This window comes from Phaeobacter sp. CECT 5382, from assembly GCF_001457775.1.
Classification (GTDB): Bacteria; Pseudomonadota; Alphaproteobacteria; order Rhodobacterales; family Rhodobacteraceae; genus Pseudophaeobacter.
Genome location: NZ_CYSG01000002.1, coordinates 323,191 through 345,653 on the forward strand (window position 1 = coordinate 323,191; position 22,463 = coordinate 345,653).

The 22,463-nt window shown below is 57.4% G+C and carries 22 protein-coding genes; 11 read left to right on the top strand and 11 right to left on the bottom strand.

Annotated elements, in window-relative coordinates:
* The first annotated feature begins 20 nt into the window (after positions 1-20).
* Positions 21-344: a DUF3775 domain-containing protein gene (locus PH5382_RS03510; RefSeq protein ID WP_058332954.1), complete on the top strand. Its 324-nt coding sequence runs from the start codon at positions 21-23 to the stop codon at positions 342-344.
* A gap of 52 nt (positions 345-396) precedes the next feature.
* Here the strand turns inward: PH5382_RS03510 and PH5382_RS03515 are convergent, their stop codons facing one another.
* Positions 397-2,049, bottom strand: coding sequence for a U32 family peptidase (locus tag PH5382_RS03515; RefSeq protein WP_058332955.1), 1,653 nt, complete (start codon positions 2,047-2,049; stop codon positions 397-399).
* Positions 2,050-2,279: 230 nt separating this feature from the next.
* Between PH5382_RS03515 and PH5382_RS03520 the strand changes: the two genes are divergently transcribed.
* Positions 2,280-3,404 carry an adenylate/guanylate cyclase domain-containing protein gene (locus PH5382_RS03520; protein ID WP_231751784.1) on the top strand — a complete coding sequence of 375 codons (1,125 nt, stop codon included), beginning with the start codon at positions 2,280-2,282 and terminating at the stop codon, positions 3,402-3,404.
* Positions 3,405-3,545: 141 nt separating this feature from the next.
* On the opposite strand, the gene PH5382_RS03525 is transcribed toward PH5382_RS03520, so the two are convergent.
* From PH5382_RS03525 to PH5382_RS03555, 7 genes are all read right to left on the bottom strand, one after another.
* Positions 3,546-3,737 carry a YgaP family membrane protein gene (locus PH5382_RS03525; RefSeq protein ID WP_058332957.1) on the bottom strand — a complete coding sequence of 64 codons (192 nt, stop codon included), beginning with the start codon at positions 3,735-3,737 and terminating at the stop codon, positions 3,546-3,548.
* A gap of 107 nt (positions 3,738-3,844) precedes the next feature.
* A complete protein-coding gene (locus PH5382_RS03530; protein ID WP_058332958.1) occupies positions 3,845-4,432 on the bottom strand; it encodes a Crp/Fnr family transcriptional regulator in 588 nt (195 codons plus the stop codon).
* A gap of 140 nt (positions 4,433-4,572) precedes the next feature.
* On the bottom strand, positions 4,573-5,715 hold the full coding sequence (locus PH5382_RS03535) for a saccharopine dehydrogenase family protein (RefSeq protein ID WP_058332959.1): 1,143 nt from the start codon (positions 5,713-5,715) through the stop codon (positions 4,573-4,575).
* 12 nt (positions 5,716-5,727) lie between these two features.
* A complete protein-coding gene (locus tag PH5382_RS03540) occupies positions 5,728-5,976 on the bottom strand; it encodes a SemiSWEET family sugar transporter (RefSeq protein ID WP_058332960.1) in 249 nt (82 codons plus the stop codon).
* The gene (locus PH5382_RS03545) at positions 5,976-7,028 is read right to left on the bottom strand and encodes a saccharopine dehydrogenase (protein ID WP_058333021.1); all 1,053 of its coding nucleotides are present in this window, start codon (positions 7,026-7,028) and stop codon (positions 5,976-5,978) included. Before PH5382_RS03545 ends, PH5382_RS03540 begins: the two co-directional genes overlap by 1 nt.
* An 11-nt stretch (positions 7,029-7,039) precedes the next feature.
* Positions 7,040-7,654 (bottom strand): glutathione S-transferase family protein, encoded by a 615-nt coding sequence (locus PH5382_RS03550; protein ID WP_058332961.1) that lies wholly within the window; start codon positions 7,652-7,654, stop codon positions 7,040-7,042.
* 78 nt (positions 7,655-7,732) lie between these two features.
* Positions 7,733-8,383: a histidine phosphatase family protein gene (locus PH5382_RS03555; protein WP_058333022.1), complete on the bottom strand. Its 651-nt coding sequence runs from the start codon at positions 8,381-8,383 to the stop codon at positions 7,733-7,735.
* 368 nt (positions 8,384-8,751) lie between these two features.
* On the opposite strand from PH5382_RS03555, the gene PH5382_RS03560 reads away from it, so the two are divergent.
* On the top strand, positions 8,752-9,945 hold the full coding sequence (locus tag PH5382_RS03560; RefSeq protein ID WP_058332962.1) for a hydantoinase/carbamoylase family amidase: 1,194 nt from the start codon (positions 8,752-8,754) through the stop codon (positions 9,943-9,945).
* A gap of 65 nt (positions 9,946-10,010) precedes the next feature.
* Here PH5382_RS03560 and PH5382_RS03565 read toward each other — a convergent pair whose 3' ends face one another.
* Genes PH5382_RS03565 through PH5382_RS03575 form a run of 3 tightly spaced genes read right to left on the bottom strand, consistent with a single transcriptional unit; the run spans position 10,011 to position 12,886 of the window.
* The gene (locus tag PH5382_RS03565; protein WP_058332963.1) at positions 10,011-10,238 is read right to left on the bottom strand and encodes a WGR domain-containing protein; all 228 of its coding nucleotides are present in this window, start codon (positions 10,236-10,238) and stop codon (positions 10,011-10,013) included.
* A 45-nt stretch (positions 10,239-10,283) separates the two neighbouring features.
* Positions 10,284-10,988 carry a response regulator transcription factor gene (locus tag PH5382_RS03570; protein WP_058332964.1) on the bottom strand — a complete coding sequence of 235 codons (705 nt, stop codon included), beginning with the start codon at positions 10,986-10,988 and terminating at the stop codon, positions 10,284-10,286.
* Positions 10,985-12,886 (bottom strand): hybrid sensor histidine kinase/response regulator, encoded by a 1,902-nt coding sequence (locus tag PH5382_RS03575; protein ID WP_058332965.1) that lies wholly within the window; start codon positions 12,884-12,886, stop codon positions 10,985-10,987. Before PH5382_RS03575 ends, PH5382_RS03570 begins: the two co-directional genes overlap by 4 nt.
* Before the next feature lie 256 nt (positions 12,887-13,142).
* Between PH5382_RS03575 and PH5382_RS03580 the strand changes: the two genes are divergently transcribed.
* The 8 genes from PH5382_RS03580 to PH5382_RS03620 all read left to right on the top strand — a co-directional run bounded on the left by PH5382_RS03580 (position 13,143) and on the right by PH5382_RS03620 (position 22,299).
* Entirely contained in the window at positions 13,143-15,107 is a 1,965-nt protein-coding gene (locus PH5382_RS03580) for an AMP-binding protein (protein WP_058332966.1), read from the top strand.
* Between the two features lie 327 nt (positions 15,108-15,434).
* The gene (locus PH5382_RS03590; RefSeq protein ID WP_058332968.1) at positions 15,435-16,253 is read left to right on the top strand and encodes an ABC transporter ATP-binding protein; all 819 of its coding nucleotides are present in this window, start codon (positions 15,435-15,437) and stop codon (positions 16,251-16,253) included.
* A 29-nt stretch (positions 16,254-16,282) separates the two neighbouring features.
* On the top strand, positions 16,283-17,278 hold the full coding sequence (locus tag PH5382_RS03595; protein WP_058332969.1) for a branched-chain amino acid ABC transporter permease: 996 nt from the start codon (positions 16,283-16,285) through the stop codon (positions 17,276-17,278).
* 102 nt (positions 17,279-17,380) lie between these two features.
* On the top strand, positions 17,381-17,635 hold the full coding sequence (locus PH5382_RS03600) for a hypothetical protein (RefSeq protein ID WP_058332970.1): 255 nt from the start codon (positions 17,381-17,383) through the stop codon (positions 17,633-17,635).
* Between the two features lie 3 nt (positions 17,636-17,638).
* Positions 17,639-18,715 carry a branched-chain amino acid ABC transporter permease gene (locus tag PH5382_RS03605; protein ID WP_058332971.1) on the top strand — a complete coding sequence of 359 codons (1,077 nt, stop codon included), beginning with the start codon at positions 17,639-17,641 and terminating at the stop codon, positions 18,713-18,715.
* Positions 18,716-18,810: 95 nt separating this feature from the next.
* A complete protein-coding gene (locus PH5382_RS03610; RefSeq protein ID WP_058332972.1) occupies positions 18,811-20,094 on the top strand; it encodes an ABC transporter substrate-binding protein in 1,284 nt (427 codons plus the stop codon).
* 133 nt (positions 20,095-20,227) lie between these two features.
* Positions 20,228-21,064 (top strand): ABC transporter ATP-binding protein, encoded by an 837-nt coding sequence (locus PH5382_RS03615; RefSeq protein WP_058332973.1) that lies wholly within the window; start codon positions 20,228-20,230, stop codon positions 21,062-21,064.
* Between the two features lie 17 nt (positions 21,065-21,081).
* Complete coding sequence (locus PH5382_RS03620) at positions 21,082-22,299, top strand: phenylacetate--CoA ligase family protein (RefSeq protein WP_058332974.1); 1,218 nt, start codon at positions 21,082-21,084, stop codon at positions 22,297-22,299.
* Positions 22,300-22,463: the final 164 nt, after the last annotated feature.

Genomic DNA, 22,463 nt, shown 5'->3' on the forward strand with positions numbered 1-22,463 from the left:
CGAACAGAAGGAGACGGACAATGCTGGAGATTTCCACACGCAAGGTTGCACAGGTGGCGCTGATGGCGCGCGAGTTGGGCCGGGCCGAAGGTGAATTGCGCGCCTTCATCGAACGGCTGGGCGTTGATGAACAGGCCGAGCTGGTTGCGATCATGTGGATTGGTCGCGGCAGTTTTGAAGCCGAAGAACTGTCTGAAGCGGTTGAGACAGCCAAATCCGAGGCCTCAGTCCCGACAGCGGATTATCTGATCGGAACACCGCATCTGGCCGACAATATCGAGGCCGGGCTAGATGCCTTAGGGGTAGATGTGCAGGATGTTGAGGATGATGTGATCGGCCGCTAGGCCGATCCATGTTTCCTGCTTTCAGGCCCATCAGATCACTAGAAACGGGCGTTTAAAGCTGCGGTACGGCCTGTTTCAACACCGTGGCTTCGGCCCGGCTGAGCTGTTGACCCTGTTTGCGTTTGAGCAGGACCTCACGGGCGCGCGCGTATTGGTCATCCTGCCAGAAAATCATGCAGCCATTGCAGCCTTTGCCACAGCAACCTTCGACCCCGACACGGTTGGTTTTGAAACGGCGCTCATTGCTGTCGTCATCAACGCTTTTTGCCAGGGCATCGCGGCGTTTTGCATAGGCCTCGGGGTTTTCCTTGCCGCCAATCTCCAGCCCCTGCGTGAGTTTGTCGAAGCGCACACGGTTCCATTGCTCCTCTGTCAAGGCGCGTTCCTTGCGCATCACTGAATACTGCGGGAAACGCGCCTTCAGATCATCAAGGTCTTCATGATCGAACAGGGCAAAAGGCAAACGGATCAGGGTTTTGGTGCTGCCGTGAACCACATCCGTGCGTTTGCCATTGGCGGCATTTTCAAAGTCATACACGCGTAGCAACACGGTTTCGCGCGCGATGGGAGAGACAAATTCCAGCACCTCGCCCGCGACCAGCTTGTTCTTCACTTCTACCAGAAAAGCGTCATTTGTCACCTCATTGACAACCCCGGCATATTCCCACTGCGCCAGGGAAGCGGTGTGCTCATAATTATGGGCATAGTTGGTCAGGCGCCCATCATGAAAGGCCAGTGTGTAGCCACGGTTCCCCACGGACTCCAACTCGCGCATATAGGGCTTGGGGTCCCAGTTCTCCGGATCGGCATAGTAGTCATCAATCGCCATGCGATAGGCGCGGGCCACGATGGCGCAGTAATATTCCGACTTGCCGCGCCCCTCGACCTTGAGACTGTCAACACCAATAGCAAGGTATTGATCCAGCTTGGGCATGATGCAGAGATCTTTGGAGTTGAGGATATATGAGCCGCGCGCATCTTCTTCGATCGGCATCAGCTCGCCGGGGCGGCAGCCCTCTTCGAGCAGGAATTCAAACATGTCGGCATTGTCGTCGGTGATCTGCAGGTCCTGCACGGTGCCGTCTTTCAGGCGCATGCGGAAGGTGTAGTTCCAGCGGCAGGCATTGGCGCAATTGCCCTGATTTGCACCGCGTTCGGCCATGAAATTCGACAGCAGGCAGCGCCCCGAATAGGTCATGCACATGGCGCCATGTACAAAGGCCTCCAGTTTGATATCCGGGCATTTCTCGCGGATCTCTTTCAGCTCAGAAAACGAAACTTCGCGCGCCAGTACACAAAGCTCGGCGCCTTGGTCTTGCCAGAATTTCACCGACAGCCAGGAGCAGATATTGCTCTGCGTCGAGATATGCAGCGGTAGCTCGGGAGCGCGGTCCTTCACGTATTGAAACACGCCAGGGTCAGCGATGATCAACCCGTCGGGGCGCACTTTGCGGACGGTGTCGATATATTCATCCAGCTTGTCGATATCTTTATTATGCGAAAACAGGTTCAGCGTCAGATAGGCCCGCCGCCCATGCGCATGGCAGAACTCGACGCCTTCGATCACCTCTTCTAGCGAGAACTCGGACTTGGTGCGCAAAGACATATCCGGCGTGCCAAGATAGACAACATCCGCGCCATACAGGATTGCGAGCTTGAGCTTGCGCAGGTTTCCGGCGGGCATCAGGAGTTCGGAGCGTGACATGATCTGGATCTCATCTGGAGCAAAACAGGGAAGCCGGCCTATAGGACATCAGTTGGCAAATTGGAATGACATAGCGCAAAGAAGCCGCTGGCCTCTGTCTTGGTCGCGCAGTTTGGGTTCTTCCTCCAAATGCGCTATCATTGGGTATCAACTGGGGGCTCCAAAGCGAGATGCCTTTCAGATGGAAGTTGGGTCTCGCCTATCTTGAACAGGGCAAAAAGGGGACGTTGATGCCAAGGCGGGGCAGCGCAACTGGGATTGATTCCAGCGCCATATTGGGGGCAGCTGCCGAAAGCATCTTGGTCACTTCAACAAACCTTGACCCGCCGGGCCCGGAGGTCATTTACGCCAATCCTGCTTTTGAAAAAATGACCGGATGGCGCATTGGACAGATCCTGGGCCAGTCGCCTCGCTTGTTGCAGGGACCAAAGACCGACCTCAAGGTTTTTGCCAATATGCGTGAGGTTCTGCGCAGGGGCGGTGTTTGGGAAGGGCTGGCAATCAATTACCGGCGGGATGGAACGGAATTCTGGATGGAATGGTCGATCGCCGGGCTGCGAGATGAGCAGGGCGAAATCTATCAGTACATGGCGATTCAGCGTGATGTGACGGCCCGTATCGAGATGCAGCAAAGCTTACGACGCGCGCAGTTGGCCGCAAGTGCGGCCGAACGGGCGCGCGTAAATCTGGCGCGGTATTTTCCGCCCAAGCTGGTGGCGACACTGGCGGCCAAGGATCAGCCGCTTGGGCCGGTCAAACAACAGGATTTAGCAGTTCTTTTTGCTGATATCGTGGGCTTCACCAAACTTTCAGAAGGGTTGGAGCCCGCCGATGTCATGCAGCTGCTGCGCGACATTCACGCTTGGATGCAAAAGGTTATCTTCAAATGGAACGGCACCATAGAGGGGTATATCGGTGATGAGGTGCTCGCGATTTTTGGTTTTCCGGAGAATGGTGGAAGTGGCGCCAGCAATGCCTTGGCCTGTGCCTACGAGTTGCTCAGTTCAGCGCAAGATTGGAACCAGGAGCGGGCCCGGATGGGGCAGCCACCGGTCCGGATTGGCATTGGGCTGCACTACGGTCCAGTGGTTCTTGGCGATGTCGGTACAGCAGATTTTGTCGAATTCACCGTCATTGGCGATACGGTGAACACCGCCAGTCGGTTGCAAGAAGCAACTCGCAGGCTTGTGTGTGATCTGGTTGTGGGACAGCCGCTGCTTGATGCTGTCCGGGCAGAGCAGTATGATCCGACGCAGGCAGGGCGCTTTGCCAACCTAAAGAGGTTTGGCCCACTCGACATCCGGGGGCGGCAAGAGCGCGTAGAAGTCTGGACCCTGTCCAAAGGCGAGGATTAGGAAGACGAAAGAGCCGCGCATCGCATTGGCCATGGCCAAGTCTGGACTAGGGTTCAACGCACCTGATCGTTCGCGCTGTCGGACATCAGATGTATTCCTAATTATGGCGCGCCATTCCGCCAAATAGCGCGCCTGCTGCCTCTAGCTTTTCAGCGGGCAGGTGTTGATACCCAAGATAGAGTAGAGTGGGCAGTTGCCGAGCAGGCCGGTCGCCAATGGCACAATCCCGATCAGTCCCCATAGGGTTTGCGGTCCGATAAACACAAGCGAGAGCAGAACGATACCGGCGATAACGCGCAGAACGCGGTCAATGGTGCCTTCGTTTTTGGTCATGAGGAGATCTCCTTTTGGCGTTGCTGCAAGAAGCATAGCAAAAAGAAGATGTAAGGGGCGGTGACAGAGTCACCGTATGTGCGAAGAATGTGCGAAGCTTCCTGTATTTACACTGAAATCTGCAGCAGCTCGTGATTTTTGCAGATCCGAATGCCATCGCTCAGCTGTTCAACCAAGCCCCGGCGGGCAAATTCAGCCAGACGGCGCGACACATAGGCCCGCCCTGATGCGGTCTCCGCTGCCAGGGCAGAATGGGTCGCATGCACAACACCCGCCTGATCCGCAAGCCGCAACAGCACCTTGGCGAGGCGGGCGTCAAACCCGGTCAGGGCGATGTCTTCGATCAGCTGCTGGTATTCGGTAAACCGCAGGGCGACCGAGTTCAGCACATCATTGCGAAACTCTGCGTCTAGGTCCAATTGTTGGCGGAACTGGCCTGCCGGGATCAGGTCGCCTTCCAGATCCTCTTCGACAATGCCTTCGGCGGCATAGCTCTGATCTTCGATCAGGCAGGAAAAGGTCTGTAGGCAGACCTCGCCGGGGTGTACCCGGTACAACACCACTTCGCGGCCACTGCTGCCTGTCAGGGTGACTTTGATACAGCCCTTTGTCAGGATCAAAAATCCGGGGCAGTCCTGCCCGGGGCTGAATAGTGTTGTCCCCTGTGGCGCGGAAAATTTTCTGACGACACTCATTCAAAGCGTTCCCATCACAACTGTAGCCAACTCACACCAGCACAGCGTCAGTTTCAAGCGAGAACTGGTGTGACGGTCCCTGCTTGAAATGTAAAAGGCCCGCAGAAGCGGGCCTTTTACCTGTCTGTTTGCTCAAGCGGTCAGGCAAGGCGGTTGTTGACTTCCAGATGCTGGGCCAGCTTGCTGATCTCCCCCATCCAGTTTTCCACCAATGCAGCATCACTTGGGGCGGCGCTGACGCCAGGCTTGATCTTGCCGTTCATCACCGCCTCGATGGCAAAGGACACCGGGAAGGACACCAGACGCGCCATGGCGGTGCCGCGCTCATCCCCCCAGGCATCCATCACATAGGTCTTGTGCCAGACGGTTTTGCCTGCCTTTTCGGCCTTCAGATCCACACAGAGCACAACCCGGTCGGGCTCTCCCTCATCATAAGAATTTTCGTCCCAGAACTGGTCGGACATTTCTTTCAGGCGGGCGTCACCGGCTTCTCCTTCGAGGGTTTCGACCTCTTTGAAAACCGCGTCCCAGGCTTCGGTCCAGCCATTCAGACGCAGGGTGCCGCGCACGAACTCCTTCACGTTCCAGTCGGAGCCGAACTCATATTGCCCCATAAAGGGGAGGGAATCGCGGTTGGGATAGACCTCGAAGCTTTCGGGTGTCGGCAGGGGCGCGTCAAAGGAGGAGATCGCATCCCAGGGGCGCGAGACATCCAGTTCTTTGAAGTCGCGAATGGATTTCGACGGCGAACGCAGCGCTTTCAGAACCCCCAGAGGTGACCAGCTGAATTTGTAGCGGAACGGGTTGGGGATCTTTGGGATGCCGCCGCAATAGGACAGAAAGCTGACCTCGTTGGCAGGGTCAAAGGCATCAGAGGCCTTGTAGTCATCCACCAGAGCATGGGCCATCAGGTGGTCGATGCCGGGGTCCAGACCGACCTCATTGACCAGCGCCACACCGGCCTCTTTGGCCTTGGCATCCAGCGCACGCATTTCGGGCGCGATATAGGAGGAGGATACAAAATGCGCCCCTTTGGAAATCGCCAGTTCTGCCAGCGGCACGTGCCAGTCACCGGGCAGCATCGAGACGACAACATCCGCCGGGCTGAGCATTTCACCGAGATTGTTGATGTCAAAGACATGAATGTTGGAGGTGAGATCGCCTACCGCCTCACGGGCTTTGTCGGCTGTCCGGTTCCAAACGGCCACATCGTGACCAGCCTCCAACAGGCGGCGCAGGCCGGGGATGGCGGATAGGCCAGTGCCGCACCAGTGAATAGTCATGAGAGTTCTCCCTTATTTATAGCGCAATATGGCCGCCACAATGCTGAGCACAATGAGGATGGCACAGATATTGGCAATGATGATCGGCCAGTCACCCACCATCAGCCCGTATAAAAACCATAGCGTGACGGTGAGCAAAAACATCAGGTTGGCCGCCAGTGACAGGCCAGAGGTATCACGGCTGGCCCAGGCCTTCCAAGCCTGAGGCAGCCAGCAGATAGTGCCCATGAAGGCGGCAGAATATCCGAGATAGAGTTCCATCAGGCGGGTACGAATTCACGGAACTTAGCCTCAGCCCGCCCCCAAACACCGGCTTTCAAGTCTGTGAGCGTCACCAGTGACGGCAGCAGTTGTGCGGCATAGTCCTGTGAGCTTTCAACGGGCAACATGGAAGGCAGGTTGTCAATCGCCATAACGTCCAGCACCGGATCAGTAGCGACGCGCAGGGCAGGTTCCTGCCAGCTGGTGGCGCGATCATAGACCGGCACCGGGTTGTAGTCACTGTCGGGATCGCAAGCGACATCACCAATGGCGCTGAGCTTGCGATCGGCTGTCAGGGCCTCAGGTGGCACAAAGACCGGGGTGCCGGGGCGGGCAAAGATGCAGTTGAGAAACAGATCATGGTCCAGGATTTCCGGGAAAGGGCCACCGCTGGCGGTCTCGGCCATGTCCCATTTGGTCACAGCGACACCCATGGCTTCGCATAGATCCGCAGCGCCGGCACCGACGCGCCCCAGCGCACCAATGACGATGGCAGTCGGGCGCTGTGTCGTTGCAGCGTCCAGCTCGGCGCTCAGTTCCGCCAGCAGCGCATCCTTGCCAGAATAGACACCCACGGGGCCACAAATCTCGCCACGTTGCTGGGCGCACCAGGTTTTCAGGGTCACGGCAGCACCAGCATAGCCGGCCCAATAGCCAAAGGCGGCAACCCGGCGGCCAGTCTCGTCGACCAGATATTCCAGATCATACAGCGTGCCACCACCGGCGGCGAACCGATCCAGCAGTGCTTTGCCGGAATGCTGCCCCTTGAAGGCATGGCCAAACATGATGTGGCGATGCGGCAGCGCTGTGCCGTCTTCGGGCAGCTCTTTCAGGCCAAATATAATGGCATCCGCTGGGGCTGTGGGCCATGAATTCTCAGGTGCGATCTCGCAGCCTGCATCGATATAGCCCTGCAAGGGGATCGCCCGCACTGTGCTCTCCTCGACCGTGACCTTGATGCCGCCTGACAGCAGCGCCTTGGCGCCTTCGGGCGTCAGGCCAACGCGGTCTTCATTGGGGCGCTGTTCGGCCCGTACCCAGAGATGTGTCATCATCGCGTCCTTTAGAGCATTCCTTTAGCATAGATCGCACGCACCGGTGCGCGCTGTTCCATTGCCGTCATGAAAGATTGGATTTTGGGAAATTCTGCAAGGTCTACGCCGTCGCCGTCAAGCCAGGTGCAGACAACATAGAGGTAGCAATCTGCCAGGCTGATTTCTTCGCCCAGCACAAAGGGGCCGCGCAGCCCGTATTGGCTGAGATGCGCGCAGGAGGCGGCCATGGTTTCCGGCACCTTGGCCTGCATGTCCTTGTAGCTGGAGGTCTTGTCAGCCCAGCGGCTGCCGCGCATTTTATGGGCGTGGTTCACATGCATGGTGGAGGCCAGATAATACATCACCTCGCGCATGCGGGCCGCCAGTATTGGATCACTGGGGCGCAGCGCTGCCTCAGGGGCGAGATCGGCAATATAGTCCAGCAGGGCACCGGTTTCGGTCAGAATGCCGCCGTCAATCGCCAGCGCTGGTACGCGGGCCTTGGGATTGATCTGGGCATAGGCCGGGCTGAGGTGCTCTTTGTCTGCAAAACTGATCTTGATGGCCTCATAGTCGAGACCTGCCTCTTCAAGCGCGATAGCGACAGCGACTGAAATGGTGCCGGGGGCATAGTAGAGCTGCATGTCTGTTCTCCTTGTGGACATAGGTCGCGGTCAATGACGGGCCCGTTTGAAGCTGGGCGGGATCAAGGACGGATCAATTTAAAGATGAGTTTGCGCATGTTGCCGTTCACTATTGTCGAGGTGCGGAACCGCATTGAACAGCACCGGGCTGAGATGGCCGCCGATGGGAAACAACCGGTGCATCGAGGTGTTCATGATGGCCAGCGCCATGCGGGCCATGCCATCGGTATTCAGCCCCATCGCCTGGCGCATGGCCATTGAAATGAAGCCTCCGGATGTCACCACCAAAGCCGGGCCTTCACCGGCGGCGATCTCGGCCAGAACAGACTGGGTGCGGTGTTCGAAATCACACCAGCTTTCGGGAGGGTTGTCGATTTCTCCGGCAGCCCAGGCTTTGAAGACCTTTGGCAGGTGGGCGATGAAGCCCTCGCGCTCTTCGGGGATCGCTAATCCATGCTGTTCCTGCATGGCCTGGGCCATGGTGAAATATTCCATCTCGTTGAGCCGCGCATCCTGCGTGACCTCTGTGCATCCCATGCCGGACGCGGTTTCTATATGGCGGGTCAGTGTGCCACTATAAACACGGGGATGGTGTGCGTTGCTGCTGGCCAGATATTGCCCCAGCCAATCGGCCTGTTGATGGCCAAGGGGGCTCAGCCGGTCATAACTGACTTCGTCACGCGCTTCGGTATTGGCCTGGCCGTGGCGGATCAGCGTAATATGTGTCATCTGGCGCATCCCATATCTTTGTACCAAATCTCATAAGCAAGCCTCTTCGGACATGGAAGAGAGGGTTTGACCAGGGCGCGAAGATTTCACCATCTCGTTTCAATTTGAGGTTTAGAGGGGCGCGTTAAACGCACTTTTGACTGGAGGGTATTAGACTGATTTGTGACATTTGGAGCGTCAAAAAGTATATGTTTTTAGAAATTTTTGTCTGAAATACGACAAAAGAAGCCGAGTTTCCGTCTTGACCATTGCGTGGACTGATTTGGCGTGGAACATAAAGGTTAACGCAGAATGCATGAATATTGACACTGGTAATACTGGTAATACTGAGACTAGCCAGGCAGGTGTCCAATGATAGAGGTAATCACATGGCCCTAAACCCAGCCCGCTTTCTTGAGGACTTGCACCAGTTGCGATCATTCGGAGCCTCGGGGGTAGACAAAGGGGTTGTCCGGCCGGCGTTTACGGTTGTGGATATCGCAGCGCGCCGGTGGCTTGCTTCACGCATGCAGGAGGCTGGCCTCACCGTGCATCTGGACCCAATCGGCAATCTCTTTGGCCTCAATGGTGAAAAGTCCCTGTTGATCGGATCGCATAGCGACAGCCAGCCCGAGGGTGGCTGGCTGGATGGGGCGCTGGGAGTTGTTGCAGGGCTGGAAATTGCGCGGGCCTCAAAGGAAGACGGAGGCCCACCGATTTCAGTCGCGAACTTTCAGGACGAAGAAGGCCGGTTCGGCATTCTCACCGGATCGGATGTCTGGACCGGGAACGCCACCCTAGCCGAAGCGGATAGGTTCACGGATACCGATGGTTTGACATTGGGAGCAGCACGCGCCCGGATGTCGGGCCGGGCGAAAGAGTTTCTGCCGCATGAAATGTTCAGCGGTTTCATAGAGATGCACATCGAACAGGGACCAGGCATGGATGTGTCGGGCAATCAGATTGGGGTCGTGAGCGACATTGTCGGCATTCGCGAAATCCGTATCAAGATATGCGGTCGCCAAAACCATGCAGGCACCACGCCGATGGCGCTGCGCCAGGATGCCTTTCAGGCCTTGTCCGATTTCAATCAGCGGATCAACGTAGCATTTGGCGCTCTGGCGACACCAGCAACGGTCTGGACGCTGGGACACGCTGAGATTAGCCCAAATGCCTCTTCGGTGGTGCCGGGAACCGCGCGGTTTTCGCTGCAATGGCGCGACGGTGACCCTGGGCGTCTGTCCCGGATGGGAAAGGCCGTGCAGGAGATCGCCGAGGCGATTTCACAGGAGCGTGGTGTCACGGTCGAACTGGGAGACATCGGGGGCATTGAGCCGGCTGCCATGGATGCTCGGCTGAAAGGCGCGCTGCAGGATGCGGCTCAGGATCTCGCGCCGGGCAAATGGCTTGATCTGCCGTCGGGCGCGTTGCATGACGCAGCCAATGTGTCACGGGTGATGCCGTCGGCCATGCTGTTCGTACCGTCAATCGGCGGCATCAGCCACGCTTTTGATGAAGACACCCACGAAGACGATCTGGTTCTGGGGCTACAGGTTCTGAACCAGGCGGCGCTTTCTCTCTAGTGCTCTTGGCAGGGCCTGCTGCGTCAGGGACGGTGCATTGTTTGCGGGCTGCGTGCCCTCTGCGGTCAGTCGCGGGCATAGCCCCGTTTCAGCATGCGGTTGCGGTGACGGTCAGCAGCCAGCGAGGCTTCGCGCAGATTATCGTAGATATTGATCGCACTTTGCCCGTTGCCACCGGCAATGCCCCATTCCCTGAGGACTGAAACCTCGGAAAACAGGTTCAGGGCAAGTTCGATCCGGTAGAACCGGGAGCGACTTCTTTGCGCTTGGCGATAGAGTAGACAGGTGGCCATGGGCTGATTCTACACTAGAGCGAATCGCCTCGGCAAGAGTGGGAATCAGCTCCAGGTGACATCGCCGAGGAAAATATAGCCGGCGCCATATATCGTCTTGATCAGGCGTGGGTTTTTTGGATCTTCGCGCAGCTTGGTGCGCAGACGGGACACTCGAACATCCATGGCACGGTCAAAACTGTCTCCGGCCCCACCACCTAGGGCCTCTTGCATTTGAGCGCGCGAAATCAGCCGCTTGGGACTGTCAAGGAACAGGCGCAGCACTTCGCCTTCGGCATGGGAAAACGGCGTTTCGACGCCGCTGTCGTCTTCAAGAACGTAGCGGTCGAAATGGGCGGTCCAGCCTGAAAAGGTGGCGGAATTACCGCTCACGGGTTGATTGCGCGGCCCTGACCGCAGGCGGGCACGAATGCGTGCCACCACCTCGGCTGGATCAAAGGGTTTGGTGATGTAGTCATCTGCCCCCAGCTCCAACCCGGTGACCCGGTCCTGCACCTGTGCGCGCCCGGATATGATGATGACAGCCGCACCCTGTTCCAGCGCCAGACGGTGCACCAGCGTCAGCCCATCCACGTCCGGCAGAGAAAGGTCAACCAGGCAGACATCCGGCGTCACCCGCTTCAGCGAGGCCTCGAATTCGCGAGCACGGGCAAAGCTCTGGGTGCGAAAGCCAGCTTCCTCTAGGGTTTCCGTGAGGATCTGACGGATTTCAGGTTCATCGTCCAGAATGGTGACAAGAGGCGCGGTCATGCTGGTGTCTCCGGTTTGATGAGGGCGGACAGTTGTTGGGTGGTAAAGGGTTTTTGCAACACAGGTCCAGCCTTAAGGGCCATGCGGAACTGCGGATCACTGGGCGGCAAAGAGGTCATTAGAATGATAGGCAGCCCGGAGCCTTTGAGGCGTTGCGCCAGATCAATGCCGGTGGCTTCGCCTTCCAGCCGCACATCTGACAGCACCAGAGCGATATCGGGGATATCCGCTGTCAGCGCTGAGGCCTCATCAACGCTGGTGGCCTCGATCACCGAATAGCCAAGATCGATCAGCATGTCGCGAAAGGCGGCGCGCAACTCTTCGCTGTCTTCGACCAGCAACGCAATGCCGCCTTTGGCGTCAGGGGCCTGTCGGTAAGGCAGGCGCAGCGTGACACTTGCGCCCGAAACCGTATTGCCGACCCGCATGTCGCCACCGGCGGATTTGGCCATGTCATAGACCATTGGCAGACCAAGGCCGGACCCTTCGCTGCCTTTGGTGGTGAAAAACGGGTTGAGCGCATTCTTGAGCGCCTCCGAGGAAAAACCGGGGCCAGTGTCTGTTACGCTGATCTCCAGCCAGATCTGCCCCACAACATGGGCGCTGACGGTGATCTGCCCGTTGACGCCACAGGCATCGCGGGCATTTAGAATCAGGTTTAGCAGCGCATCCTGCAGCTTGCCGGCATCCAGTAGCAACAGCACATCCGGGGTGTTGTCCAGCACGCTGAGCCCTATGCCCTGGGGCAGAGAAGGGGTCGCAAGGATCTGCAATTCAGACAGCAGCGCATGCATGTTGGTGGCCTGTGGTCGCAGGCTGCGCTGGCCGGTCATCTCGCCAATCCGGTTCAGCAATCGCCCGCCGCGTCGGGCAGCCGACAGGGTGCCCTGGACCAACTCAGCCGCGCTGTCGGACAGGTCCATCTTGTCAAGTTTGCCCTGCATGCCCAGTATGATGGTCAACAGGTTTGAAAAATCATGCGCCAAACCCGAGGTCATCTGCGCTGCCATCTCGCGGCGGCGGGCTTGTTGCAGAGCGACGCGGGCCTGGGTTTCCTCGGTCACATCCATCGACAGGATAAACACGCCGCCGGTCTGATCTGGGGTGAAGGCAACGCGAATGCGGCGGCTGTCGTGTTCTTCGGTGAACTCGAAAACCGGGCTGCCGCCTTTGTAGGCGGCCATCAGATGCGGCTCGATCCGGCCAAAGGCAGATGGGCCAAGGGCGTCGGAAATATGCATCCCCAGAATATCCGAAGGTCGGCTGGGAAAGACCGAGCTCAGCCGTCGGTTGGTATAGGTATAGTGCCCATCCACATCGACATGGGCGATATGGGCTGGCATCATTTCAGTGGTGAGCCGGGTGCGGCCCTCGATCTCGGTCAACTGGCGCTTGGCTTCTTCAAGGGCGGTGATGGTGGCGGCCAGTTTACGGTTGGTGGCTGAAAGTTCCTCAGCATGCGACAGCAGCCGATCCGACATTTCCTCGGAGCGGGCCCGCAACAATTGTTCGACCCGCTTGGTGCGGCTGATGTCGGTATAAACGGCAACCCAGCCCCCCTGTGGCAAGGGCGCGCCTTCGATTGAGATCACCTGTCCGTTGGCGCGGGTGCGCTCAAGGTAGTGCGGCTCGAAGGCGAGCGCCTGATCAACACGGGCGGTGACAAAGCCTTCGATATCATCAACGGGACCATATTCACCGCTGGTGGCAATATGGCGAATGGTGTCATCAAACCGCGCGCCGGGGGTGACCAGGGCATCGGGCAGGTTGAACATCTCCTGGAAGCGGATGTTGCAGACTGCGAGGCGCAGATCACTATCATAGATGGAAATGGCCTGGGCAATCAGGTTGAGCCCGGCCGTGGTCATTGCGGCGCGTGTCTTGTCTGATCTGTTCATTGAATTTTTGCGCCCGTTCCCACCCGTTCAAGCCCATGGCTACCACCGTGACGGGGAATGGCAAAGAGGGCAGGTTGGCTCCTTGCGGATATGCTGAAAAGAAATTCTCACCTGTTACAATTCGTTAGATTTGAGAAAACTTCACGAAAAAGTTGACGCACTAGCATGAACACGTCCCTAATCGGGACCAGAATCGCGCCATAGCGATCATCCGGTCGAGGAGGCCGGAACGGGAGGAGAAAGAACATTGGCTCAGATGCAGTCAGGCGCTGCAGGGAAACTCTCCCTGCCGGCGCTGCTTGAACGCAACGTCTCGGAATTCGGCAATCAGCCGGCCTACCGGGAAAAGGAATTTGGCATTTGGCAGTGCTGGACCTGGGCGGAGACCGCCAAGGAGATCGAAGCACTGGCGCTTGGTCTTATCAATCTTGGCGTGAATGAAGGTGACTTCATTGCCATTATTGGCCGTAACCGTCCCTATATGTATTGGTCGATGGTTGCCGCACAGTCGGTTGGTGCGATCCCTGTACCGCTGTATCAGGACGCCAACGCCGAAGAGATGGCCTATGTGCTGCAGCACTGTGGGGCACGTTTCGTCATTGCCGCCGATCAGGAACAGGTCGACAAGGTGATCGAGGTGCAGGATCAGCTGCATCAGTTCGAACATCTGATCTATCTGGATCCACGCGGTCTGCGCAAATACGACCATCATACGCTGCACCAGTATTCCCATATCCAGGATCAGGGCCGCGCTGCCTATGATGAGTGGATCACCGATCTCAATGCGCGCCGCGCCGCGCTGACCTACGACAGCACCTGCGTGATGCTGTACACCTCGGGCACCACCGGCAAGCCCAAGGGCGTGGTTCTGTCCAACCGCAATATCATCGAGAGCGCCAAGAATGCCTGCGAGTTCGACAAGCTGAAGCAGACGGATGAGATTCTCGCCTATCTGCCGATGGCCTGGGTTGGCGATTTCATCTTCTCGATTGGTCAGGCCTACTGGGCCGGGTTCTGTGTGAACTGCCCGGAAAGCCCAGAGACCATGATGACCGATTTGCGTGAAATCGGTCCGAGCTACTATTTCGCCCCACCGCGAGTGTTTGAAACTCAGCTGACCAATGTGATGATCCGCATGGAAGACGCGGGCAATTTCAAGCGTAAGATGTTCCACCACTTCATGGCGCATGCCAAGAAGGTTGGCCCCAGCATTCTCGATGGCAAGCCCGTTGGTCTGATGGACCGACTGAAATATGCACTGGGTGACAAGCTGGTCTACGGGCCGCTGAAAGATACGCTTGGCTTTGGTAATGTGCGCGTTGGCTATACTGCTGGTGAGGCGATTGGCCCGGAAATCTTTGAATTCTATCGCTCGCTCGGTATCAACCTGAAACAGCTTTATGGCCAGACCGAAGCAACCGTGTTCATCACCGTGCAGCCGGATGGTGAAGTGCGGGCCGACACTGTCGGTGTGCCTGCACCGGATGTGGAAATCCGCATCGCCGACAATGGTGAGATCTTCTACCGTTCGCCCGGCACCTTTGTAGAGTACTACAAGAACCCCGAAAGCACCGCCGACACCAAAGATCCCGAAGGCTGGGTCGCAACAGGCGATGCTGGCTTCTTTGAAGAGGGCTCTGGCCATCTGCGCATCATCGACCGGGCCAAAGACGTTGGCAAAATGGCCGATGGCAGCATGTTTGCGCCGAAATATGTCGAAAACAAACTGAAGTTCTACCCCGACATTCTCGAAGCCGTGCTCTTTGGGAACGAAAAAGATCGCTGTGTTGCCTTTATCAACATCGACCTTTCGGCGGTGGGCAACTGGGCGGAACGCAACAATATCGCCTATGCATCTTACCAGGAACTGGCCGGCCACCCCAAGGTTCTGGCCTCGATCCAGGAACATGTCTCGGAGGTGAACAAATCAGTCGCCGCAGATCCGATGCTGTCGGGCTGTCAGGTGCACCGCTTTGTCGTGCTGCACAAGGAACTGGATGCCGATGACGGTGAGATGACCCGGACCCGCAAGGTGCGTCGTCGTATCGTCGAAGAAAAGTTTGCCGATATCATTGGCGCGCTCTACGACGGTTCCGGTGAAATTTCGACAACAACCGAAGTGACTTATGAAGATGGTCGCAAAGGTGCCATCAGCGCGACGCTGACCATCATCGATGCGGATCTGGCATCGGGTGCAGCGCATAAGGTGGCTGCAGAATGACATCAGTCGTTTCAAATTGCAGCCCTGCCGACAGTCGGCAGGCGGACAGGTTGTCAGATCAGGTCGGGGCACAATTCGGGATGAAAGGCAGTGTGTACCACTTGCCGGATCCTGAACTGAGCGCTGAAACCGCTGGTGCGGGATCTGATACTGGCCCGGCTTTCGGACTGAGACAGGCCCTTGCGCTTGCACTCAAGTGCCATTTCCAGAAGGCATCCGTGTTCGAACTCGCTAAACATTGCAGAGATCTCCTTTCTGCTTTTCTTTCTCAAGTGTCACACAGAGGTCTTAACACTTCTATGTGGCAGCAAAATGGAGACGTCAGTCATGCTTGACCAATCCGATAGCTACGTCACCGACGACGGCCGCACCATTGGCGCCGTGGTGATGGAAATGAAGAACATCACTCTGCGATTTGGCGGCGTTGTCGCGATCCAGGATATCTCTTTTGATATCCGCGAGGGGGAAATTCGCGCCATCATCGGCCCCAACGGCGCCGGTAAATCCTCGATGTTGAACGTGATCTCCGGGTTCTACGTGCCACAAGAGGGCACGGTCGAATATCACGGCAAGCCGCGCCCGCAGATGCGCCCCTATCAGGTTGCACAGCAGGGTATCGCACGGACCTTTCAGAACATCGCCCTGTTTGAAGGCATGAGTGTTCTGGACAACGTGATGACGGGTCGTCTGAACCACATGAAATCGGGCCTGTTCCAACAGGCACTGTGGAAAGGCAAAGCCGAGAAAGAAGAGACTGCGAACCGTGAAGTGGTTGAAAAGGTTATCGACTTTCTGGAAATTCAGCACATTCGCAAAACTCCGGTAGGGCGTCTGCCTTATGGTTTGAAAAAGCGAGTGGAACTGGCGCGTGCTTTGGCAGCTGAGCCCAAGCTTTTGCTGCTGGATGAGCCGATGGCGGGCATGAACGTCGAAGAAAAAGAGGACATGTCCCGCTTCATTCTCGACGTGAATGATGAATTTGGCACCACCATCGCCCTGATCGAACACGACATGGGCGTTGTGATGGATCTGTCTGATCGCGTTGTGGTGATGGATTACGGCAAAAAGATCGGCGATGGCACACCTGATGAGGTGCGTAACAACCAAGATGTGATCGACGCCTATCTCGGTGTGGCACATGACTAAAGTTCTGACAGATATGAGGAGAGCGACTGATGTCTGACCAGTTTCTTTTTGCAACCGAAGTCTTCATCAACGGCCTGATGTCCGGCGTGCTCTATGCGCTGGTGGCACTGGGTTTTGTGTTGATCTACAAGGCTTCCGGTATTTTCAACTACGCTCAGGGCGTGATGGCGCTGTTTGCGGCCATGACTCTGGTGGGCATCATGGAAGGGCAGGTGCCCTTTAGCCATATCATCAACGCAGTGTTTGGCACTGAGGTGCATCATTTTGGCTGGCATGTGCCCGCCCTGCTGGCGATCCTGCTGACCGTTGGCGTGATGGTGATCTTTGCCTGGCTGGTGCAGCGTATCGTCATGCGCCATCTGGTAGGGCAAGAGCCGATCATTCTGTTCATGGCGACCATCGGCTTGGCCTATTTCCTCGAAGGGTTTTCCGACCTGATGTGGGGCTCTGAGATCAAGACGCTGGACGTGGGCCTGCCCCAGGGTGGCTCCTTCTGGATCGAAGACATGAGCGCAGGTTTGGGCTCTGACAATTTCTACGGCTTCTTCATCGACAATCTCGATATCGTTGCTACGGGGATCGCAGCCTTGCTGGTGACCGGACTGGTGCTGTTTGCTCAGTACACCAAACAGGGTCGTGCGATGCGGGCTGTGGCAGATGATCACCAGGCGGCACTGTCGGTTGGCATCTCGCTGAACTTCATCTGGGTTCTGGTCTGGTCGGTTGCGGGCTTTGTCGCCCTGGTGGCTGGTATTGTCTGGGGCACCAAGTCCGGCGTGCAGTTCTCGTTGTCGCTGATCGCGCTGAAGGCCCTGCCGGTTCTGATGCTGGGTGGCTTCACCTCGATCCCGGGCGCCATCGTTGGCGGTCTGATCATCGGTGTCGGCGAGAAACTCTTTGAATTTGCCATCGGCCCAATGGTCGGCGGCGCCACCGAGAACTGGTTCGCCTATGTATTGGCTCTGCTCTTCCTGGTGTTCCGCCCACAAGGCCTCTTTGGCGAAAAGATCATCGAGAGGGTCTGACCCCTACGCAAACAGGCGCCCCCGCACCAACGATTGGGGGCGCACAGAGACACCCCGCAGCCCGCGCCATCAGTGCGCATCGTGAAAAGGAGAGCACTCCCGATGAAGCTAGTTGCCATCATCAACGTGATTGCCTGGTCCGGCTTCTGGGCTTTTGGATACCTAGCGCTGACGGCGCGCGGTTTTTCCGAACCTCAGATCGTGACAGCTGCTCTGCTGGCGGCGGCGGGTCTCTTTACCGGCATCATTGCCTATCTGCGCCTGGCTCAGTCGGCTGAGCAGAGCGGATACGCACGCAAATCCAATCAATTGAGCGCCGTGGATCGTAACCGCGCGCAGCAACAGGGGAGCATCTAACGCATGTTCTATCGTGAAGCCGGAGACTTCAAAGTCTCTTATGAAGAGGACAGCCAGACCTTCCCGATCAAGTTTGATCGCTATCGGTATTACTTTGTGCTGGCCTTCGCCTTTCTGGTCATTCCCTTCACCATCAATGACTACTGGGCCAATGCAATTCTGCTGCCCTTCCTGATCTATTCGATCGCTGCAATCGGCCTGAATATCTTGGTCGGCTATGCGGGGCAGGTCTCGCTCGGGACTGGTGGTTTCATGGCTGTGGGTGCTTATGCATGCTACAAGCTGATGACGGCCTTTCCCGAAGTGAGCATGTTCGTTCACGTCCTTTTGGCGGGCGGTGTCACGGCTTTGGTCTGCGTGTTGTTTGGCCTACCAAGCCTGCGCATCAAAGGCTTCTACTTGGCGGTGGCGACACTGGCGGCGCAGTTCTTCCTGGTCTGGTTGTTCAACCGGGTGCCATGGTTCTACAACTACTCCGCATCGGGTCAGATCAACGCGCCGGAACGCGACGTTCTGGGCATCGTGATCACTGGTCCGAATGCTCCGGCCTGGGCGACCTATCTGTTCTGCCTGATTTTCCTGACAATCTGCGCTCTGGTTGCCCGCAACCTGACCCGCGGAACCGTCGGCCGCAGCTGGATGGCCATTCGCGATATGGATATTGCCGCTGAAATCATCGGGGTGAACCCGCTGAAAGCCAAGCTGACCGCCTTTGCGGTCTCCGGCTTCTTCATTGGCGTGTCGGGTGCTTTGTTCTTTGCCATCTATCTGGGTGCGGTTGAGGTGGGTGAAGCCTTTGGTATCACCAAGTCCTTCCTGGTCCTGTTCATGGTGATCATTGGCGGTCTGGGATCCATCTTCGGCTCCTTTGCCGGGGCAGCCTTCCTGGTGCTCCTGCCGGTGGTTCTCAAGGTTGTTGGCGTGGATGTGCTTGGTTGGCCCACTGATATCGTGGCGCATTTCCAGCTGGTGATCGTGGGTGCCCTGATCGTGCTGTTCCTGATCGTGGAACCGCATGGGCTGGCGCAGCTCTGGCGGGTTGCCAAAGAGAAACTGAGACTGTGGCCCTTCCCGCACTAAGCGGGCAGGCACCAGAACGACTGCGGGGAGAATAACAATACCCAAACCCCGCAGAAAGACGACTATCGGATGAGACCAAGGGAGGATGAAAGCCGATGAAACTGAAACTGACCACTCTGGCGCTGGGCGCCGTGATGGCCGCGGGCCCCGTAATGGCGGACCTGGTGTTCCCATCGCTGAGCTACCGTACTGGACCTTATGCTGCGGGCGGCATTCCGTTTGCTGATGGCTATGCTGACTATTTCACACTCGTCAACGAGCGTGATGGCGGCATCGGCGGCGTGAAGGCCAAGCTGATCGAATGCGAGACCGGCTATAACACCGAAAAAGGTGTGGAATGCTACGAGTCGACCAAAGGTCAAGGCGCCCTGGTCTATCAACCGCTGTCGACCGGGATCACCTACCAGCTGATCCCAAAAACCGCGGCTGACGGCATCCCACTTCACACAATGGGTTACGGCCGCACCTCGGCTGCGAACGGAAAAGTTTTCGGCAACGTATTCAACTATCCAGCAAACTATTGGGATGGCGCTTCCGGCATCATCAACTACCTGCTGGACGAAAACGGTGGCGACCTCAAAGGCAAGAAGATTGCTCTGGTTTACCACAACTCTGCCTACGGCAAAGAGCCTATCCGTACCCTGGAAGAGCTGTCTGCAAAGCACGGTTTTGAACTGACCGCCCTGCCTGTTGACCACCCTGGTCAGGAGCAGAAATCCCAGTGGCTGCAGATTCGCCGCGAGCGTCCTGACTTTGTCATGATGTGGGGCTGGGGCGTGATGAACCAGGTTGCCATTCAGGAAGCCGCGAACATCCGTTTCCCAATGGAAAACTTCATTGGTGTTTGGTGGTCCGGTGCGGAGCATGACGTGATGTCTGCTGGTGCCAAGGCTGACGGCTACAAGGCTGTGACCTTCCACAATGTTGGCCGTGACTTCCCCGTGTTTGACGACATGCAGAAATATGTTGTTGACGCAGGTAAGGCTGCTGGTGCTGGCGATCAGATCGGCAACGTTCTGTATAACCGTGGCATGTACGCGGCGATGCTGGCTGTTGAAGCTGCAAAAACCGCCCAGGAGATGCACGGTACTGCCGACATCACCCCTGCGATGATGCGCGATGGTATGGAAGCTCTGGAAATGCCCGAAGCCCGTATGGCCTCGCTTGGCATGCCTTACTTTGGTCCTTCCTTCAACGTGTCCTGTGAAAACCACGGTGGCCCTGGCCTCGTTGGCGTGACCCAGTGGGACGCTGACTCCAAAACCTGGAGCCTGATTGCTGACTTCCAGAAAACCGACGGTGATGTGATCAAGCCGCTGATCGAGGCTGACTCTGCCTCCTACGCGTCTGAAAACAACATCGAGCCTCGTTGTAAGTAAAGACTTTTCCGATCCCACAGGCTTGTGGGATCGGGACTTAATCCGGCGCGGCGGCCTCGGCTTGCCGCGCCACACCGAACAGACCCGGATGCGTTAAAAAATTGCGCCCTGGACCGCATGAGGACAAGCTTTGATGCTGGATGCAGCCAACACCACTGATGTGCAGGCCGAGACCCTGCTAGAGGTCAACAATATCGAGGTGATCTACAATCACGTGATCCTGGTGTTGAAAGGCGTCAGCCTGAACGTGCCAAAAGGCGGCATCACTGCCCTTTTGGGCGGCAATGGCGCTGGCAAGACCACGACGCTCAAGGCGATCTCCAACCTACTGCGCTCCGAGCGCGGCGAGGTGACCAAGGGATCGGTGAAATACCGTGGCAAGGATGTACATGATGCTGACCCCGCCGAACTGGTACGCAATGGCGTGATCCAGGTCATGGAGGGACGGCACTGCTTTGAACACCTCACTGTCGAGGAAAACCTGCTGACCGGTGCCTATACCCGCTCTGATAGCGGCGCCAATATTCAGCAGGACCTGGAAATGGTTTACAACTATTTCCCCCGGCTGAAAGAACGCCGCAAAAGTCAGGCTGGCTATACCTCAGGTGGTGAGCAGCAGATGGTTGCCATGGGTCGTGCCCTGATGAGCCGTCCTGAAACTATTCTGCTGGACGAGCCTTCGATGGGTCTGGCGCCACAGCTGGTGGAGCAGATCTTTGAGATCGTGAAATCGATCAATGAAAACGAAGGCGTGACCTTCCTTCTGGCCGAACAGAACACCAATGTGGCGCTGCGCTATGCCCACTACGGTTATATTCTGGAATCCGGCCGCGTCGTGATGGATGGCCCCGCAGCTGAGCTGCGTGAAAACCCTGATGTTAAAGAATTCTACCTCGGCATGTCAGACGAGGGCCGAAAGAGCTTTCGTGACGTGCGCTCGTATCGCCGCCGTAAGCGGTGGTTGAGCTAAGGGGGATTGGTGAGCATATGACCTTTTTTGATACACTAGAAACCCGTTCTGACGACCAGCGTACCAGTGATCTGGCCAAGGCCCTGCCAAAGCAGATCGCCCGCGCCCAAAGCGCATCAGGCTATGCTGAAACTCTGGCTGGTGTTGATGCCAGCGCGATCACCTCGGCAGAAGCGCTGCGCGCCCTGCCAGTGTTGCGCAAATCGGACTTGAGCAAGGCACAGGGCGGCAATGCGCCCTTTGGCGGCTTCACTGTGAAACCCGCCTCGGGTTTTGCACATATCTTTCAGTCTCCTGGCCCAATCTATGAGCCGGGTGGGGTGGACCACGACTGGTGGCGTATGGGTCGTTTCCTGCATGCTGTAGGCATTGGTCAGGGCGATGTGGTGCAAAACTGCTTTGGCTATCATCTGACCCCGGCTGGCATGATCTTTGAAAATGGAGCCCGCGCTGTTGGCGCAGCCGTTTTGCCGGCTGGCACTGGCCAGACAGAACTGCAGGTCACAGCTGCGCGCGATGTCGGTGCCACCGCCTATGCCGGAACCCCGGATTACCTCAAGGTGATCCTCGACAAGGCCGACAGCATGGGAGTGAAGCTGGGCTTTACCAAAGCGGCTGTTGGTGGCGGCGCACTGTTCCCGTCGCTGCGTCAGGAATATGCGGATCGCGGCATCACCTGCCTGCAAAGCTACGCCACTGCGGATCTGGGCAATATCGCCTATGAGACTCCCGCAATGGAAGGCATGATCGTCGATGAAAATGTCATTGTTGAGATCGTAACACCTGGCACCGGCACACCAGTTGCACCGGGTGAGGTTGGCGAAGTCGTCGTGACCACGCTGAACCCTGATTATCCGCTGATCCGTTTTGCAACGGGTGATTTGTCGGCAGTCTTGCCGGGGGTCTCTCCTTGTGGTCGGACCAACATGCGGATCAAGGGCTGGATGGGCCGAGCGGACCAAACCACCAAGATCAAAGGCATGTTTGTCCGCCCCGAGCAGGTTGCAGCTCTGGTCGACAAACATGACGAGATCGTCAAGGCGCGGGTTATCGCCGCGCGCGATGGCGAGATGGACACCATGACGGTGCAGATCGAAGCCAGTGCCGGTGACGAGGTCAGCTTTGGCAAGTCGGTGATCGAAGTGCTCAAGCTGAAGGGCAAGATCGAAGTGGTCTCTCCCGGTGCCCTGCCCAAAGATGGCTTGGTGATCGAGGATCAGCGCAGCTACGACTAGTACCGCAGCGCCAGCGCGCGTTACTGAGGCACATCAAATCCCCGCGCCGCTTGTCGGCGTCGTCTCTCCCCCGGGCTGCCTTTTCGGCGCTCGGGGGTTTCTTTTTGAGCGATGGCGCGTGATCTTGATGGCCTGTTCGGCCGCGCTTCAGGGGCTGCAACAGG

What these genes read in the sequence shown, in the direction of transcription:
- PH5382_RS03510 (WP_058332954.1), top strand. Translation starts at nt 21, where the DNA reads ATGCTGGAGATTTCCACACGCAAGGTTGCACAGGTGGCGCTGATGGCG.
- PH5382_RS03515 (WP_058332955.1), bottom strand. Translation starts at nt 2,049, where the DNA reads ATGTCACGCTCCGAACTCCTGATGCCCGCCGGAAACCTGCGCAAGCTC.
- PH5382_RS03520 (WP_231751784.1), top strand. Translation starts at nt 2,280, where the DNA reads ATGCCAAGGCGGGGCAGCGCAACTGGGATTGATTCCAGCGCCATATTG.
- PH5382_RS03525 (WP_058332957.1), bottom strand. Translation starts at nt 3,737, where the DNA reads ATGACCAAAAACGAAGGCACCATTGACCGCGTTCTGCGCGTTATCGCC.
- PH5382_RS03530 (WP_058332958.1), bottom strand. Translation starts at nt 4,432, where the DNA reads ATGAGTGTCGTCAGAAAATTTTCCGCGCCACAGGGGACAACACTATTC.
- PH5382_RS03535 (WP_058332959.1), bottom strand. Translation starts at nt 5,715, where the DNA reads ATGACTATTCACTGGTGCGGCACTGGCCTATCCGCCATCCCCGGCCTG.
- PH5382_RS03540 (WP_058332960.1), bottom strand. Translation starts at nt 5,976, where the DNA reads ATGGAACTCTATCTCGGATATTCTGCCGCCTTCATGGGCACTATCTGC.
- PH5382_RS03545 (WP_058333021.1), bottom strand. Translation starts at nt 7,028, where the DNA reads ATGACACATCTCTGGGTACGGGCCGAACAGCGCCCCAATGAAGACCGC.
- PH5382_RS03550 (WP_058332961.1), bottom strand. Translation starts at nt 7,654, where the DNA reads ATGCAGCTCTACTATGCCCCCGGCACCATTTCAGTCGCTGTCGCTATC.
- PH5382_RS03555 (WP_058333022.1), bottom strand. Translation starts at nt 8,383, where the DNA reads ATGACACATATTACGCTGATCCGCCACGGCCAGGCCAATACCGAAGCG.
- PH5382_RS03560 (WP_058332962.1), top strand. Translation starts at nt 8,752, where the DNA reads ATGGCCCTAAACCCAGCCCGCTTTCTTGAGGACTTGCACCAGTTGCGA.
- PH5382_RS03565 (WP_058332963.1), bottom strand. Translation starts at nt 10,238, where the DNA reads ATGGCCACCTGTCTACTCTATCGCCAAGCGCAAAGAAGTCGCTCCCGG.
- PH5382_RS03570 (WP_058332964.1), bottom strand. Translation starts at nt 10,988, where the DNA reads ATGACCGCGCCTCTTGTCACCATTCTGGACGATGAACCTGAAATCCGT.
- PH5382_RS03575 (WP_058332965.1), bottom strand. Translation starts at nt 12,886, where the DNA reads ATGAACAGATCAGACAAGACACGCGCCGCAATGACCACGGCCGGGCTC.
- PH5382_RS03580 (WP_058332966.1), top strand. Translation starts at nt 13,143, where the DNA reads ATGCAGTCAGGCGCTGCAGGGAAACTCTCCCTGCCGGCGCTGCTTGAA.
- PH5382_RS03590 (WP_058332968.1), top strand. Translation starts at nt 15,435, where the DNA reads ATGCTTGACCAATCCGATAGCTACGTCACCGACGACGGCCGCACCATT.
- PH5382_RS03595 (WP_058332969.1), top strand. Translation starts at nt 16,283, where the DNA reads ATGTCTGACCAGTTTCTTTTTGCAACCGAAGTCTTCATCAACGGCCTG.
- PH5382_RS03600 (WP_058332970.1), top strand. Translation starts at nt 17,381, where the DNA reads ATGAAGCTAGTTGCCATCATCAACGTGATTGCCTGGTCCGGCTTCTGG.
- PH5382_RS03605 (WP_058332971.1), top strand. Translation starts at nt 17,639, where the DNA reads ATGTTCTATCGTGAAGCCGGAGACTTCAAAGTCTCTTATGAAGAGGAC.
- PH5382_RS03610 (WP_058332972.1), top strand. Translation starts at nt 18,811, where the DNA reads ATGAAACTGAAACTGACCACTCTGGCGCTGGGCGCCGTGATGGCCGCG.
- PH5382_RS03615 (WP_058332973.1), top strand. Translation starts at nt 20,228, where the DNA reads ATGCTGGATGCAGCCAACACCACTGATGTGCAGGCCGAGACCCTGCTA.
- PH5382_RS03620 (WP_058332974.1), top strand. Translation starts at nt 21,082, where the DNA reads ATGACCTTTTTTGATACACTAGAAACCCGTTCTGACGACCAGCGTACC.